The organism is Pseudomonas shirazensis (genome assembly GCF_014268785.2).
Lineage (GTDB): Bacteria > Pseudomonadota > Gammaproteobacteria > Pseudomonadales > Pseudomonadaceae > Aquipseudomonas > Aquipseudomonas shirazensis.
Genome location: NZ_JABWRD020000002.1, coordinates 186,017 through 201,317, shown reverse-complemented (window position 1 = coordinate 201,317; position 15,301 = coordinate 186,017). Strand labels below are relative to the sequence as shown.

Below are 15,301 nucleotides of genomic sequence, written 5' to 3'. Positions count from 1 at the left end.
GTGTCAATCCAATAGCGAAAGGGTGACCGGAGTCTGGTGGTTGTCTTCGACCCGCACCTGCAGCTCGCCTTCGTTGAGGCGAGCGGTCAGGCGTTGACCGTTACGCGTCTGCGCCGCGCTGCGAATGGCCTGGCCGCGCTCATCCAGGAGGATGCTGTAGCCACGCGCCAGGGTCGCCAGCGGGCTGACCACCTGCAAGGTCTGCAACTGGGCCTGGAAGCGTTGCCGGCGATCCTTGAGGGTTTCGCGCATGGCCCGCGGCAGGCGCTCGGCGAGGCTGTCCAGGCGCTGGCCGAGTAACTTCAGCATGCGCCCCGGATGCTGCGCGGCCAGGCGCGTGTCGAGGCGGCCGACGCGCTCCTGGCGTGCGCGCATGTTCAGCGCAAAGGCGCGGCGCAGGCGCATGTCCAGATCGTCCAGACGCTGCGCCTGTTGGCGCAGGCGTTCGCCGGGATGACGCAGGCGGCGGGCCAGGCCTTCGACGCGCAGGCGGTCATGGCTCAGGCGATTCTGCATCCGTAGCAACAGCCGCCGTTGCAGGCTCTCAAGGCGCAGTTGCAAACCGCTGCTGTCCGGGGCCAGCAGCTCGGCGGCAGCAGATGGCGTGGGTGCACGCACGTCGGCGACGAAGTCACTGATCGAAACGTCGGTTTCATGGCCTACAGCACTGACGATGGGCGTCACGCAGGCGGCAATGGCTCGTGCTACCGCTTCTTCGTTGAAGCACCAGAGGTCTTCCAGAGAACCGCCGCCACGGGCCAGGATCAGGGCGTCGAAGCCGCGACTGTCGGCCAGGCGCAGGGCGCGCACGATCTGGTTGATCGCTTCGCGGCCCTGCACGGCAGTCGGGATCAGGTTCAGCTCGACCTGCGGCGCGCGCCGGCCAAACACGCTGATGATGTCGCGGATCACCGCGCCGGTCGGCGAGGTGATGATACCGATGCGTTGTGGGTGCGCCGGTAGTGGCTGCTTGCGCTCGGTGCTGAACAGGCCTTCGGCGCTGAGTTTCTCTTTCAGCGCTTCGAAGGCCAGACGCAGGGCGCCGTCACCAGCCGGTTCGACCGTGTCGAGGATCAGCTGATAGTCGCCACGCCCCTCGAACAGCGAGACCTTGCCGCGCACCCGCACTGCCAGGCCATCGCGCAGTGCCTGACGCACGCGCGTGGCGTTCTGCCGGAACAGCGCACAGCGCACCTGCGCGCCGCTGTCCTTGAGGGTGAAGTAGATGTGGCCAGAGGCGGGCCGGGCCAGGTTGGAAATCTCGCCTTCAACCCAGACGTTGCGGAACACGTCCTCGAGCAGCACGCGAGCGCGGCCGTTGAGTTGGCTGACGGTGAGGACCTCGCGGTCGAGGCCGAGTCGTTCGAAAGGGTCTTTGATCATGTTCGGCATCATAAAGGACAAGGCCGGCTTGTGCATCGCCCTCTGCACCGAGCATGCGCTGGAGTGCTACCTTTGCGCATTGCCCAGGGAGGGACTTGCATGCTCGCTCAATTGCCGTTTACCGGCCTTGACTGGATTCCTGTGTTACTCGCGGTCAGCGCGGCTTACATCGTGTTCGGCATTGCCGGCTTTGGTACGGCGTTGATTGCAGCGCCGGTGTTGATTCATTTCATGCCGCTGTCCAAGGTGGTGCCGCTGCTGGTGCTGCTCGATTTCATCGCGGCGTTTGGCAACCTGCTGCCTTCGCGCAAGGACGTCGCCCGCGCCGAGTTGCTGCGGCTGCTGCCGTTCATGGCCATCGGTTGCATTTTGGGCGTGGTGTTTTTATTGCAGCTGAAATCAGACCTGCTGTTGCTGCTGATGGGCGTGTTTGTTACCGCCTATGCCATTTATGGCCTGGCGATCAAAACCCGGCCGACACGTCTGAACCCGCTCTGGGCGGTGCCCATGGGAACCGTCGGCGGGCTGTTCGGCGCCATGTTCGGCAGTGGTGGTTTCCTTTATGCGATCTACCTGAATGCACGGCTGGATTCCAAGGATGAGGCCCGCGCGACGCAGTGCGCGCTGATCAGCTGCAGCACCATCGTGCGCCTGTCGTTGTTCGTTATCGCCGGGGTGTATGCCGACATAAGCCTGCTGTTGCTGGCGGCGTGCTTGCTGCCAGTGATGTTTCTGGGCACCTGGATTGGCCGTCGGTTGAGCTTCAAACTCTCCCGCGAAGCCTTCGTGCGGCTGGTGACCTGGCTGGTACTGGCCAGCGGTGTGGCCTTGATTGTTCGCTACCTGACGAGCTGAACAGGGGGTAGAATTGGCCGATTATTGAAGTCCCGGGCCTGCCTTGTTCATGAACACCCAGAGCATCATCGTCCCCAAACTGTCCACCGTCCCGGTGCACGAGGCCCGCGCGAGGGCGATCCTGCGCTGGCTGGTCAGGGAGAAAATAGTCGAGGAGCAGTTGAGCACCTGTGGGCGCAGCGGCAACCGCATGGCCTACGCGCTGGCGCCAGGCGCGCGCAAGATCGCCCTGCGGCCTGAGCTGCTGCCGTTCGATCAGCCGGTCAATGGCCTGGAAGTGATGCTCAAACGCTGCATCTACACGCCGACCGAAGGCTTTCTTGAAGAAGCCGGCTGCCCGGAGTGCCGGCGCGAAGTCGGCGAACCGCTGTTCGACCGCCTGGAAGAGTGGATGCCTGGGGTGAGCGACAACTTCACCTGCCCGCTGTGCGCCTTCGAAGACGACATCAATGGCTTTCTGTTCCTGCAGCCATGTGCCTTTTCCAACCTGGGGTTCATCTTCAACAACTGGGGCGAGGCCGGTTTTACCTCGACCTTCCTCGCCGCGTTTGCCGACTGGCTCGACCATCCGGTAGCCGTGGTGCAGGTAAAACTGCCACAGGCCTGACCGAAGGCCCTTATTTTGCATTGAGCGGCGCGCCGTGGATGAGTATAATGGCGCGCTTCCAATTTTCCCGCCCGGGAGCCCCCGCGATGCTGCGTATCAGCCAAGAAGCACTGACCTTCGACGACATTCTCCTTGTACCTGGTTATTCCGAGGTACTGCCCAATGAAGTCAGTCTCAAGACCCGTTTGACCCGTGGCATCGAGCTGAACATTCCGCTGGTATCCGCTGCCATGGACACCGTTACCGAAGCCCGCCTGGCCATCGCCATGGCGCAGGAAGGCGGTATCGGCATCATCCACAAGAACATGACCATCGAACAACAGGCCAGCGAAGTGCGCAAGGTCAAGAAGTTCGAGGCTGGCGTGGTCAAGGACCCGATCACCATCGAGGCCGACGCCACCGTGCGTGACCTGTTCGACCTGACCCGCCTGAACAACATCTCTGGTGTTCCGGTGCTGGCCAACGGCGACCTGGTCGGTATCGTCACTTCCCGTGACGTGCGCTTCGAGACCCGTCTGGACGCCAAGGTGCGTGATGTGATGACGCCAAAAGAGCGTCTGGTCACCGTCCGCGAAGGCGCCGACAAGAACGAAGTCCGCGAGCTGCTGCACAAGCACCGCCTGGAAAAAGTTCTGATCGTTGACGGCAACTTCAGCCTTAAGGGCATGATGACCGTCAAGGACATCGAAAAGGCCAAGGCCTACCCGCTGGCGAGCAAGGACGACCAGGGTCGTCTGCGCGTCGGCGCTGCGGTCGGCACCGGCAAGGACACCGGCGAGCGCGTTGCTGCGCTGGTTGCTGCCGGCGTTGACGTGGTGGTGGTCGACACCGCCCACGGTCACTCCAAAGGCGTGATCGACCGCGTTCGCTGGGTCAAGGAAACCTATCCACACGTGCAGGTGATCGGCGGCAACATCGCCACCGGCGCTGCCGCCAAGGCCCTGGCTGACGCCGGCGCTGACGCAGTCAAGGTCGGTATCGGCCCAGGCTCGATCTGCACCACGCGTATCGTCGCTGGTGTCGGCGTGCCGCAGATCAGCGCCATCGCCAACGTTGCCGCTGCCCTTGAAGGCACCGGCGTACCACTGATCGCCGACGGCGGCATCCGCTTCTCCGGTGACCTGTCCAAGGCCATCGTCGCTGGCGCCTCGTGCGTGATGATGGGTTCGATGTTTGCCGGTACTGAAGAAGCACCAGGCGAAGTCGAGCTGTTCCAGGGGCGTTCCTACAAGGCTTACCGCGGCATGGGTTCGCTGGGTGCAATGGCTCAGGCGCAAGGTTCGTCCGACCGTTACTTCCAGGATTCCTCGGCCGGCGCCGAGAAGCTGGTCCCGGAAGGCATCGAAGGCCGCGTACCGTACAAGGGCGCACTGGCTGCAATCATTCACCAGCTGATGGGCGGCCTGCGTTCGTCCATGGGCTACACCGGCAGTGCCTCCATCGAAGAGATGCGCACCAAGCCTGAGTTTGTACGCATCACCGGTGCCGGCATGGCCGAGTCCCACGTGCATGACGTGCAGATCACCAAGGAAGCGCCAAACTACCGCGTAGGCTGAGGCTTCCAGCATCATTAGCAAGCGGGGCTGTTACGACAGCCCCGTGTTGTTTCCGATTTCCACTGACGAGATTGAGTCATGGCCCTCGACATTCACGCTCACCGCATCCTGATCCTCGACTTCGGTTCCCAGTACACCCAGCTGATCGCCCGCCGCGTGCGCGAGATCGGTGTCTACTGCGAGCTGCACCCGTTCGACATGGACGATGAAGCGATCCGCGAATTCAACCCGCGCGGCATCATCCTCGCTGGCGGCCCAGAGTCGGTCCACGAAGCCAACAGCCCACGTGCGCCGCAAGCGGTGTTCGACCTCAACGTACCGGTGCTGGGCATCTGCTACGGCATGCAGACCATGGCCGAGCAGATGGGCGGCAAGGTTGAAGGCTCCGAGCTGCGCGAATTCGGCTACGCCCGCGTTGACGTGGTCGGCAAGAGCCGCCTGCTCGACGGCATCGAAGACCATGTAGACGCCGACGGCGTATTCGGTCTCGATGTCTGGATGAGCCACGGTGACAAGGTCACCCGCATGCCAGAGAACTTCCACGTTCTGGCCAGCACCCCAAGCTGCCCGATCGCCGGCATGTTCGACGACAGCCGCGGCTACTACGGCGTGCAGTTCCACCCTGAAGTGACCCACACCAAGCAGGGCGGACGCATCCTGTCGCGCTTCATCCTCGACATCTGCGGCTGCGAAGCGCTGTGGACCTCGTCCAACATCGTTGAAGATGCCATCGCTCAGGTTCGCGCCCAGGTCGGCACTGCCAACGTTCTGCTCGGCCTGTCCGGCGGCGTCGACTCGTCGGTGGTTGCTGCGCTGCTGCACCGCGCCATTGGCGACCAGTTGACCTGTGTATTCGTCGACAACGGTCTGCTGCGCCTGCACGAAGGTGAGCAAGTGATGGCCATGTTCGCCGAGAACATGGGCGTCAAGGTGATCCGCGCCAACGCCGAAGCTCAGTTCCTGGGCAACCTGGAAGGCGAAGCCGACCCGGAGAAAAAGCGCAAAATTATCGGCCGCACCTTCATCGACGTATTCGATGCCGAAGCCAGCAAACTGGAAAACATCCAGTTCCTCGCCCAAGGCACCATCTACCCCGACGTGATTGAATCGGCTGGCGCCAAGAGCGGCAAGGCCCACGTGATCAAGTCGCACCACAACGTCGGCGGCCTGCCAGAGGAAATGAACCTCAAGCTGGTCGAGCCACTGCGTGAGCTGTTCAAGGACGAAGTGCGCAAACTCGGCCTGGAACTCGGCCTGCCGTACGACATGGTCTACCGCCACCCGTTCCCAGGCCCGGGCCTGGGCGTACGCATCCTTGGTGAAGTGAAAAAGGAATACGCCGACATCCTCCGTCGTGCTGACCACATCTTCATCGAAGAACTGCGCAAAGCCGACTGGTATCACAAGACCAGCCAGGCCTTCGTAGTGTTCCAGCCGGTCAAGTCGGTTGGTGTGGTCGGTGACGGCCGTCGCTACGCCTGGGTCGTCGCCCTGCGCGCCGTCGAGACCGTGGACTTCATGACCGCACGTTGGGCGCACCTGCCTTACGAGCTGCTGGAAACGGTCAGCGGCCGGATCATCAACGAGATCGAGGGCATCTCGCGCGTTACTTATGACGTGTCGAGCAAGCCGCCGGCGACGATTGAGTGGGAATGATCTGCTAGCGCAGCGATTGAGAAACCGGCTTAGGCCGGTTTTTCTCTACCTACAGCATGGTGCACCAACCGCACGGAGGCCGCGCAGCAGGCGCTTGATTTCGCTATAATCGCCTCTCATTCCCCGGCCAGAGGCTCTGAACTGTGAAAGACATCAGCTTGGAAACCAAGAAAGCAGTGTGGAAAAAGAATCGCCGCTCAAATTACGCAGCCAGTTTGCGGCTTGAAGGGTTCGATGTCTCGCCGGACCACGCCGAGCGTAAGCTTCTTTCCCGGGAAGAGTTGCTGCGCCAGTACTCCAAGCAGGCCTGAACCTTGGATAAGTATGGCGTCGGACAGGACGTTTACTGCTATCCAGGTACGGCGGTTCTGCGCAATTTGTTGAATCTTCGCAACGATGTAGAGCTTGCAAAGGCCGAGCGAGACTTCTCTGAACTTGCGGCCAGTCAGATTTCTTTCGAACTCCCTCCGTATGATCTCCCTTACCTCCAAGCGCTTCATCGCTCGCTTTTCCGGGAGCTGTATGCGTGGGCAGGGGAAATCCGTACGCTGGATGTCTCCAAAGGCGATACCCGGTTCTGCAATGTGAGCCGTATTGAGCCCGAAGCTATAAAGATATTTGCCAGTATGGCGGAGCAGGGCTGGTACGAGAGTTATTTGCGTGCACCATTGATAGAGGCGGTGGCGGAGAGCTTTGGCGACTTGAACATGATTCATCCGTTCCGCGAGGGGAATGGGCGGGCTCAGCGGATTCTTTACGAGCATGTGATTCTGAATGCTGGTTTTGAAGTCAACTGGTGGTCGGTCGGGCCTGACGAGTGGGTGGCAGCGAACATCGCTGCAGTCAATTGTGACTATTCGCCTTTGCAGGTCGTTTTCGACAGATGCATCGGCCAGACCGCTATCGGCTAAGCACGATCACCGGGCGGTAAGCGAGGGCTACGAAGCAGCCCTGGCGTCCTCAAGTCAACCACAGCCTGAAACGACAAAGCCCGCATTCGCGGGCTTTGTCGTTTCAGGCGCAGGCCTCTATCAGAAGTCGTAACGCACGTTTGCGGTAAAGGTATCCGCGTCGAACCCACTGCTGGTCAGGTAGCTGTAGTTACCGCCCACGCTCCACGCGCCGACGCGGTAGTTGGCGCCCAGGCCCAGCTCGTAGCTATCACGCGCAGGTGTCGCACCGGTGGTGGTGAACGGCGTACCGCCGAGGACGAAGGTGGACGTGGTGGCGGTCTTGTCGCCGATAAAGTCGTGCCAGGCCATCAGCTTGGCTTCTGGTTCCAGCGTACCCACACCTACATCGAAGGCTGCTGCCAGGCGAGCGCCGAGGCCCATTTCGCCGATTTCGTAGCGTTGGCTGCCGACGTTGAGGGCGGCCGAGCTGCCTTTTTCACGGTACGAATCAATCGACACGTTTGCATAGCGTGCACCGACCTGAGGTTCCAGCAGCCATTGTTTGTCGAGCTGGAAGGTGTAGCCGGCCAGGGCGTTTACGCCGAAGATCTCACTGTCGAAGCTGGCCTTGGCGCGGGTGCCGGCAATGTATCGTTTGGACTCGTTGTCGTTCCAGCCATACATCAGCGAGGTGTCGACGAAGAAGTTGTCGTGGGTCCAGTTGCCGTACAAGGTCAGTGCATGGCCTTCGACATCGGTTTTGCTGCCCAGGTCGGATTTGACGTCGCTGGTCAGGTAGCTGTAGGCCAGGCCCACGGTGGTGTCGGCGTTGAGCTTGCCGTCGGCACCCACGGCGATGCCGTTGGTGTTGGCGTCGTAGCCGTCGATACCGTGGCGGCGGTCCTGGTTGGCATCGCTGGTCAGCGCTTGCAGCCATACGCCTTGCTCGGTCAGCACGTCACCGGAGGACAGACCGCTACGCGCCTTGCTGGCACGGCGGTTGATGGCACCGGCGACCAGGTTCTGGCTGTTGGTGGCGGCGTGGATTGCGCCACCGCTGACGTCTGGGGTCAGGGTTTCGGCCAGTTTGGCCAGCTCTTCACTGGTGGCGGCGTTGGCGAAACGCTGGAACACCGGGTCGCTTTCGTCCAGTTGGCCCATGACGGTGTTCTTGAACGGCTTGATGGCGTTCACTGCGTTGCGCGAACCACGCGCTTCGAGCAGGTTTTCCGTGATCACCTCATCGCTGCGGGTGGCAACCAGGGCTTTCACATCCTGGCCTTCGATGCCGAAGTTCTTCACTTCAAGCAGCGCCGAGGAGGAGACCACCGAGAGGTTCTCTGGGTCTTCCCAGGTACCGGAGTTGAGCAGGGTGTAGCGGGTGCCCTGGGCTGAGGTGCGGAAGTCGTCGGAGCGCGCCTGCAGTTCGATCTGGCTGCCGGCGGAGAAGAAGGTATTGCCGGTGACAGTCAGGATCGGCCTGTTCGGCAGTGTGTCGTTGTCCAGCAGCAGGCGCAGGCGGGCGGTGTCGCTGTCCATGTCGAGGTCGCCGTCAATCGTCGTCTGCGGGCGCAGCAGGGTCAGGCGGCCGCCGTCGATATCGACGAAGCCGGCGCGGATGGTCGAGCCATCGAACATCGCCTCGCCTTGTACCAGCACGCCACTCAAGCCCAGTACATCACCCTTTACCTGGCCGCCTTGCCAGTAAAAATACGATGGAGCTGCATCGTCATTGGCCTTGATTGCAGCCTCGCCGCCTTCGATCAGGCCAGCTGTCTGGGTGATGGCGAAGGTGTCGAAACCGGCAGCGGGATCCAGGCCGACGAAGTGAATGCCGAAGCCTTCGCCGGAGATGGTTCCGCTGTTGTTGAGGTCGGTCTGAAACCTGTCGGTGATCTGACCGGTGAACTGAGCGTGGTCGATCTCGATACCGGCGGAGTCGAGGCCGCGCGCGGTAATGATGCCGGTGTTGTTGATGCGTGCCTGGGTCGAGGTGATCATCATGCCGTTGGCGTTTTCACCCGTGACGCTGATGTTGCCGCTGTTGTTCACTTCACCGGCGATGACCGCTCCGTACAGATCCAAGCCCATCGCGCCGGGACCGTCCACCGTGATGTTGCCCTGGTTTACCACGTCACCAGCGACGGTGGAACTCAGGGTCATGGAGATACCGCCCGCGTAGTCGGTCAGGCTCTTGGTTGTCAGGTTGATATTGCCCTGATTGACCAGATTGCCACCCAGGGTCACGTCTTGCAGGTAGACACCCGCGCCCGTCGACGTTCCGGTGAAAGTGGCGTTGCCAAAGGTCTCATCGATGCTGATGAACTGGCCGGTGCTCAGGTCGTAATTGACGTCGGCCATGGGAGCGGCATTGGCTGCGGTAGTAGTGGTAGCCGCAATGGCGAGCGCGAGCAATGAGCGACGCATAGGAGAAATGTTCAAGGCAGTATCCTTACAGGGCGGAAACTGACATGGGAGGACCTACGCGTCAGCGTCTGTTTCAGGCATCCCTGCCAGCTTGTCAGTGAAGTGCTGAGTCAAGCGCGAGCGAATTTACACCAAACCATTAGAATGATTCATCCTTGATCGGATTTTTTAAGGGGAAAAATCCAATAAATGCGACCAGATAGCTATTTTCTAGAGAAATAAAGGATTAGTTAGCAATAAGCGGAACTTTGCCGTTCGTGCGATGGTCAACAGTGGTCTTTTTTTGCCAAGCCTCATTTGTCAGCGGAGTTTCAAGCCACTCAGACCATGCCGCTTCCCAGCCCTGGTCATGGCTGGCGCCGTCAATGCGGACCGTGTGGGAGAGGTAGGAATCAAGCGCTTGTTGGTATTTGTCAGCCAGAGTCGCTGGAATGATCTGGTCTGCTGTTCCAACCAGATGCCGCTGTGGAACAGAGGCGAGCTGAGACCGGTAGTCCAGTGGCTCCAGCGAACCGTCGAGTGGCGACAGGTTTTTCATTGCGGCCCACAAGCGCGGGCTGAGATTGCCAGCCAGTGTCTGCACCTGGGTCACATCAGTCCGCTGAGCTGCCAACAGCAAGGCAAGCGCGGCGCCACCTGAATACCCCACCAGTTCGAATTCCTGGTTGCCATAGCGCTGTTTCAATTGGTCCAGCGCCTGGCTGAGGCGAGTGACCACGACCTGAGAAAACCGTCTGTTGGTCCACAGTTCTGGGCGGCACGCCGCGCTCATGACGAACTGGCAAGGGCGTGCCAGGTAGGCGTTTGGTGCCGGGTCGGCCAGCGCCAGCCGGGCCACCAACAGATTGTGCGGGCTCGGATCCAGGCTGGGTTGGCTGGCCGTGGCCCAGGCATGGCCGTCGCCTTCGAGGTAGACGCGCAGGCGAGTCTGGTTGCCTGCAGCGTGCGGTGTCAGTATCAGCAGCGGGAAGGCGCGTCCCGGCAGCACCTCAACCTGGCGACCCTGTGCGTCAGCTAGGTGCTGCAACGCCTCGCGCGGCGATTGGCAGGCCACAAGCAGCGCGCTTATGACCACCAGCCAGGCTTTACCGATGTGGACCAGTGCCTGAGAGTAGGGGGCGTATCTATTGCTCATCGGTTGTGGATTACCATGGCTGATATTGGATAAAGGATTGAAGGGAAGCATGGCCAAGTTCGACAAGGTACTTCTATGGTTGCTTGGAGTGGCAGTCTGGTTCGGTTGGTGCAAGTTGCGCGACGTCTTCCGATACTACAGAGCCAGATGATCCCTGGCACGCCAACACGCCCCGCTCAGGATTGAAATAAACAGCCCGCCACGGGCTTCAGGCTTGCTGGGAACGGTCGATAGCCTGACGATGCGCCCGCCGCGGCGATCGCAGCTCGTTCTCCCCCGTGCAGGTCCGTATATGAACTGGTTCCACGACGCCAAGATTTCAACCAAGTTGTATGTTGCATTCGCGCTATGCGCTTCCATCACGTTGATCGTTGGGATTATCGGTAGCCAGGGAATTGGCTCGTTGTCTACAAACTTGCAATCGGTCTTCAACAACAACCTGGTTTCTGTGTCCAAGACCGCAGAGGCGCGGTCCGATGCCATTGCCCAAAACCGCGATTTGTATCGTCTGCTGGCAGCTTCCATCGCAGGCAGCGACGCCGCTGAACGCAGCGCCATTGTTGCTTCCATGAATGAAAACCGCCAAACCAGCGAGCGTGCCTTCGCCGTTTACCGCGCCACAACGCTGGCGGATGACGAGCGTGCCGCGGGCGATCGCATGGAAAAGGACTGGCCAGCGTATCAGGCCATCATTGATCGTGTGGTGGCGACCATCGAGCGTGGTGATCTGGCCGCAGCCAAGCAGCTGATGGCTGGAGAATTGCACCAGGCGTATCGCACCGTGATGGACGAGATGGGGATCATCGTCAAGTCCAACAACCGCCAGATCGGCGAAGGTGCCCAGGATGCTCGCGACAGTGAAGCTGCTGCCAAGCTCAACCTTTACCTTGGCGTCGGCGCCGCCTTTGTCGCTGCGCTGCTGCTGGGTATTTTCATCAGCCGGGTGATCAGTGCGCCGATCGCATTGGCGGTCGGCAACGCACAGCGAATCGCCGGTGGCGATCTGAGCAAAACCATTGAAAGCGGCCATCGCGACGAAGGCGGCCAGTTGCTCGCGGCGTTAGGGGCGATGCAAAGCGGGCTCAAGGGCACTATCCAGCAGATTGCCAGCGCGGCAGATCAACTGGCTTCGGCAGCCGAAGAACTCAACGCGGTAACCGAAGAGAGCAGCCGCGGCCTGGTCCGTCAAAATGACGAAATCCAGCTGGCGGCTACCGCCGTCACCGAAATGAGCGCTGCAGTCGACGAAGTGGCGCGCAACGCCACCTCGACCTCCGAGGCTTCCCGCCACACCAGCAATGAAGCAGCCAGCGGCCGCGATCAGGCGCGAGAGGCGGTCAAGGCGATCACCAGTGTGAATGCCGAGATCGGCCAGTCGACTGTGATTGTCGATGAGTTGGCAGGCAGCGTGCGCGATATCGCCAAAGTCCTCGACGTCATTCGTGGTATCGCCGAGCAGACCAACCTGCTCGCGCTCAATGCGGCGATCGAGGCGGCGAGAGCAGGTGAGCAGGGCCGCGGTTTTGCTGTGGTGGCGGACGAAGTCAGAGCCCTGGCCGCGCGCACCCAAGCCTCCACCGGCGAGATCGAAGCGATGATCGTCAGTGTGCAATCGCGCGCCGACGACGCGGTCAAGGCCATGGGCAACAGCCGTGCCCTGGCCAGCAATACTCAGGAACTGGCCAAGGCCACTGGCGAATCGCTTGAGCGTATCGCTCAGAACATCGCTGGCATCAACGACCGCAACATGCTGATCGCTACCGCGTCCGAAGAGCAGGCCAACGTCGCGCGGGAAGTGGATCGTAACCTGGTCAACATTCAGGATCTTTCCACCCAGACCGCAGCAGGCGCCAACCAGACCAGCGCATCCAGCCAGGAGCTGTCGCGACTGGCGGTATCGTTCAATCAGCTGGTCAGCACCTTCAAGCTGTAAGCCGTGAACACTAGGGCTTGAACTTTGCCAGTCACTTGCATGGAGGTATGCAGGTGACTGGCAAGCGCTTGTCGGCAGCGTTTTCAATTAAGCTTGAGCCGTCACTCCCTACCGGAACCCTTGCAATGACGCTGACTATCCGCCCTGCCGCGCGCGCTGACGCTGCGCTGATCCTGCGTTTTATCACTGAACTGGCGATCTATGAAAAGGCCGAACACGAGGTCAAGACCGACGTCGCCGGGATCGAGAGCAGCCTGTTCGGCGAGCACAGTACGACCCATGGCCTGATCTGCGAGCTGGACGGCGAGCCGATTGGTTTTGCCGTGTATTTCTTCAATTACTCGACCTGGCTGGGCAAGCACGGCTTGTATCTGGAGGACCTGTACGTGTCGCCGCAACAGCGTGGTGCAGGCGCGGGCAAAGCATTGCTGCGCCATCTGGCGAAGATGGCAGTGGCACGCGGGTGCGGACGCTTTGAGTGGTCGGTGCTGGATTGGAATACCCCTGCGATCGAGTTCTACGAGTCGATTGGCGCCAAGGCGCAGGATGAGTGGATTGGCTATCGCCTGAGCGGGGCGGCGTTGATCGCGTTTGCCAACGGCTGATCAGGCGCCACGCGGCCGCTCCTACGCAGGGCGCGGTATCCCTGAGTGAAAAGTTCTTGTGGATTGTTATGTTATAACAACCGTAGAATCGCTCCTCGTCTTTGGCCACGCTCGCCCTCGATCAGGAGTAGTAATGAGAACCGCCCCGCTATCACTCGCCGCGCTGACCGCGCTGGTCATGACCGACCTTCATGCCAATCAAACCGGTAGCTCGGTTATTACCCTGGGCGAGATCAAGGTCTCGCAGGCAGCCGGCACGGCGCTGCGCACCGAGAACGTGCTGACCTCGGTCGATGTGCTGGGCGGCGATCAGGTCGAAGACAAGAACGTAATGAACAGCTGGCAGTTGCTCGGGCAGATGCCGGGCATCCAGTTGACTGAGACAGGGCAGGGCGCCGAGTCGGGCAAAGCGACCTTCCGCGCCTTCAACGGTGAGGGTTACATCAACGGCATCAAGATGCTCATCGATGGCATCCCGAGCAACGTCAACAGCGGCAACCAGCGTTTTGTCGACATGGTGTTCCCGCTCGACATCAGCTACATCGAAGTGGTCCGCGGCACCAACGACCCGCGCTACGGCCTGCACAACATCGGCGGCAACATCAACTACGTCACCCGCCAGGGTGGCAACTACATTGACAGCCGAGTCACTTACGGCAGTTTCGATACCCGTGAAGTACAGCTGGCGATCGGCCGTGAAGAAGGCAACTTCGCCCAGAACTACATTCTCGCCAAGCAGGACTCGGACGGCTTTCGCGACAACAGCAACTCCAATAAATACGCCCTCGGCGGCAAGTGGTTCGTCACCGATGACGAGCAGACCCTGCGCGTTGGCCTGATCGCCCGGTTGTATCACCACCAGGCCGAGGAAAGCGGCTTTCTCACCCGTGATGAACTGCGCGCCAGCCGTACCCAATCTCCGGCCAAGAACGCCAACGACGGTGATGACCGCGACATGAAGCAGCTGAGCCTGCACATGGACTGGCAACTCAACGATCAGCTGAGCATGAGCAACAAGCTCTACTACAACAGTTACAACGATGACCGCACCATTACCTTCACCGATTACCCGTTGGGCAATGCCCCGCGCCAGCGGCGGATGTGGGACGAGCAGCAGACTGGCCTGCTGAGCACGCTGACCTGGCGCGCCAACGACCTGTTGACCCTGGACGGCGGTATTAACGTAGAAGAGCAGGACAACACTTATCGCCGGCAACGCTACAGCTTTGGCGTGCCGACCGATTTCGATGCCGCCCCCGCGCGCATTCAGGACGACGACCACTACACCTTGCGCAACCTCGGTGGCTATGTGCAGGCGATCATCCAGCCGACCGAGTCACTGAAGATCATTCCGGCCATGCGTGTCGACAAGTTCGACGGCAATACCACCACCCTCGGCGGCCAGAAGGCCTCGTTGCAGGATTACGGCTGGATCCAGCAGCCGAAGCTGAGCGTGGTCTACAGCGTCAGCGAAAGCGTCGACGTCTACGCCAACTGGGGCCGCACGTTCCAGATTCTTACCGGTAGCAGTTTCCCGGCCTACTTGAGCGCGGGCCAGGCCAGCTATGATCCGTCGATCAATACCGGCAAAGAACTGGGGGTCAAGTTCCGCCCGTTCGACGGCGCTGAGGCGCGCGTTTCCGTGTGGCAGCAGGATGCTACCGATGAAGTGGCCAATATGCCGGCCACCGGCACCTCGGTGGGGCTTGGCGAAACCCGTCGGCGCGGCATCGACCTGCAGCTCAACGCGCAATTGAACGAACAGTGGACGCTGTGGGGCTCGCACTCGATTCAGGAGGCCAAGGTGGTCAAGGCCTTCGCCGCCACTGGCGAGTCGCTGGCGGGCAAGGAGGTATTTTCGACGCCGCGTTACATCAGCAACCTCGGCGCCGACTACCAGTACAACGATGACTGGCGCTTTGGCCTGCAGGCCCGGGCCCAGGGCGACTACTACATCGATGCGCAGAATCAGCAAGGCAAGTACGGTGGCTTTGCCGTGCTGGATGCCAGCGTGCGCTACCGTATCTCCAGCGCGACCAGTGTCGACCTGCAACTGAAGAACCTAACTGATCGCGAGTACGAATACGTCTGGTACGACAACTTCTTCTGGGGCGGCGACGATCAGCCGATGTTTTCGCCAGCACCGGGCCGCTCGGCGTTTGTCTCGCTCAACATGAAGTTGTAAAGCCTGACCAGCTGGGGTTCGAAGGTGAAGACCAGCAACACTTCACTTAATCTTTCGCATTTGCAG

General features: G+C 60.8%; 12 protein-coding genes. 9 read left to right on the top strand and 3 right to left on the bottom strand.

What is annotated here, in order from left to right:
- Positions 1-3: 3 nt before the first annotated feature.
- Positions 4-1,383 (bottom strand): exodeoxyribonuclease VII large subunit, encoded by a 1,380-nt coding sequence (gene xseA, locus HU736_RS12190; protein ID WP_103438706.1) that lies wholly within the window; start codon positions 1,381-1,383, stop codon positions 4-6.
- 99 nt (positions 1,384-1,482) lie between these two features.
- Between xseA and HU736_RS12185 the strand changes: the two genes are divergently transcribed.
- From HU736_RS12185 to HU736_RS12160, 6 genes are all read left to right on the top strand, one after another.
- On the top strand, positions 1,483-2,238 hold the full coding sequence (locus HU736_RS12185) for a sulfite exporter TauE/SafE family protein (RefSeq protein ID WP_103436236.1): 756 nt from the start codon (positions 1,483-1,485) through the stop codon (positions 2,236-2,238).
- Between the two features lie 49 nt (positions 2,239-2,287).
- Positions 2,288-2,845: a sugar ABC transporter ATPase gene (locus tag HU736_RS12180; protein ID WP_186697566.1), complete on the top strand. Its 558-nt coding sequence runs from the start codon at positions 2,288-2,290 to the stop codon at positions 2,843-2,845.
- Between the two features lie 86 nt (positions 2,846-2,931).
- Positions 2,932-4,401, top strand: coding sequence for an IMP dehydrogenase (gene guaB / locus HU736_RS12175; protein ID WP_186697569.1), 1,470 nt, complete (start codon positions 2,932-2,934; stop codon positions 4,399-4,401).
- A 78-nt stretch (positions 4,402-4,479) separates the two neighbouring features.
- Positions 4,480-6,057, top strand: a complete 1,578-nt coding sequence (gene guaA, locus HU736_RS12170; RefSeq protein ID WP_103436237.1) for a glutamine-hydrolyzing GMP synthase — start codon at positions 4,480-4,482, stop codon at positions 6,055-6,057.
- 143 nt (positions 6,058-6,200) lie between these two features.
- The gene (locus tag HU736_RS12165) at positions 6,201-6,368 is read left to right on the top strand and encodes a YhfG family protein (protein ID WP_186697571.1); all 168 of its coding nucleotides are present in this window, start codon (positions 6,201-6,203) and stop codon (positions 6,366-6,368) included.
- A gap of 3 nt (positions 6,369-6,371) precedes the next feature.
- Positions 6,372-6,968, top strand: a complete 597-nt coding sequence (locus HU736_RS12160) for a Fic/DOC family protein (RefSeq protein ID WP_186697573.1) — start codon at positions 6,372-6,374, stop codon at positions 6,966-6,968.
- Positions 6,969-7,088: 120 nt separating this feature from the next.
- Here the strand turns inward: HU736_RS12160 and HU736_RS12155 are convergent, their stop codons facing one another.
- Entirely contained in the window at positions 7,089-9,392 is a 2,304-nt protein-coding gene (locus tag HU736_RS12155; RefSeq protein WP_186697575.1) for an autotransporter family protein, read from the bottom strand.
- 211 nt (positions 9,393-9,603) lie between these two features.
- A complete protein-coding gene (locus HU736_RS12150; protein ID WP_225913061.1) occupies positions 9,604-10,512 on the bottom strand; it encodes an alpha/beta hydrolase in 909 nt (302 codons plus the stop codon).
- 292 nt (positions 10,513-10,804) lie between these two features.
- On the opposite strand from HU736_RS12150, the gene HU736_RS12145 reads away from it, so the two are divergent.
- The 3 genes from HU736_RS12145 (at position 10,805) to HU736_RS12135 (ending at position 15,235) form a co-directional block, all read left to right on the top strand.
- Positions 10,805-12,445 carry a methyl-accepting chemotaxis protein gene (locus HU736_RS12145; protein WP_186697577.1) on the top strand — a complete coding sequence of 547 codons (1,641 nt, stop codon included), beginning with the start codon at positions 10,805-10,807 and terminating at the stop codon, positions 12,443-12,445.
- A 125-nt stretch (positions 12,446-12,570) separates the two neighbouring features.
- Positions 12,571-13,050 (top strand): GNAT family N-acetyltransferase, encoded by a 480-nt coding sequence (locus HU736_RS12140; RefSeq protein ID WP_103436242.1) that lies wholly within the window; start codon positions 12,571-12,573, stop codon positions 13,048-13,050.
- Between the two features lie 133 nt (positions 13,051-13,183).
- Positions 13,184-15,235, top strand: coding sequence for a TonB-dependent receptor (locus HU736_RS12135; RefSeq protein WP_186697578.1), 2,052 nt, complete (start codon positions 13,184-13,186; stop codon positions 15,233-15,235).
- Positions 15,236-15,301: the final 66 nt, after the last annotated feature.

Excerpts from the sequence above, each read along its gene's own strand:
- guaB (WP_186697569.1), top strand. The coding sequence starts at position 2,932 with ATGCTGCGTATCAGCCAAGAAGCACTGACCTTCGACGACATTCTCCTT.
- guaA (WP_103436237.1), top strand. The coding sequence starts at position 4,480 with ATGGCCCTCGACATTCACGCTCACCGCATCCTGATCCTCGACTTCGGT.
- HU736_RS12185 (WP_103436236.1), top strand. The coding sequence starts at position 1,483 with ATGCTCGCTCAATTGCCGTTTACCGGCCTTGACTGGATTCCTGTGTTA.
- HU736_RS12145 (WP_186697577.1), top strand. The coding sequence starts at position 10,805 with ATGAACTGGTTCCACGACGCCAAGATTTCAACCAAGTTGTATGTTGCA.
- HU736_RS12140 (WP_103436242.1), top strand. The coding sequence starts at position 12,571 with ATGACGCTGACTATCCGCCCTGCCGCGCGCGCTGACGCTGCGCTGATC.
- HU736_RS12180 (WP_186697566.1), top strand. The coding sequence starts at position 2,288 with ATGAACACCCAGAGCATCATCGTCCCCAAACTGTCCACCGTCCCGGTG.
- HU736_RS12135 (WP_186697578.1), top strand. The coding sequence starts at position 13,184 with ATGAGAACCGCCCCGCTATCACTCGCCGCGCTGACCGCGCTGGTCATG.
- HU736_RS12150 (WP_225913061.1), bottom strand. The coding sequence starts at position 10,512 with ATGAGCAATAGATACGCCCCCTACTCTCAGGCACTGGTCCACATCGGT.
- xseA (WP_103438706.1), bottom strand. The coding sequence starts at position 1,383 with ATGATCAAAGACCCTTTCGAACGACTCGGCCTCGACCGCGAGGTCCTC.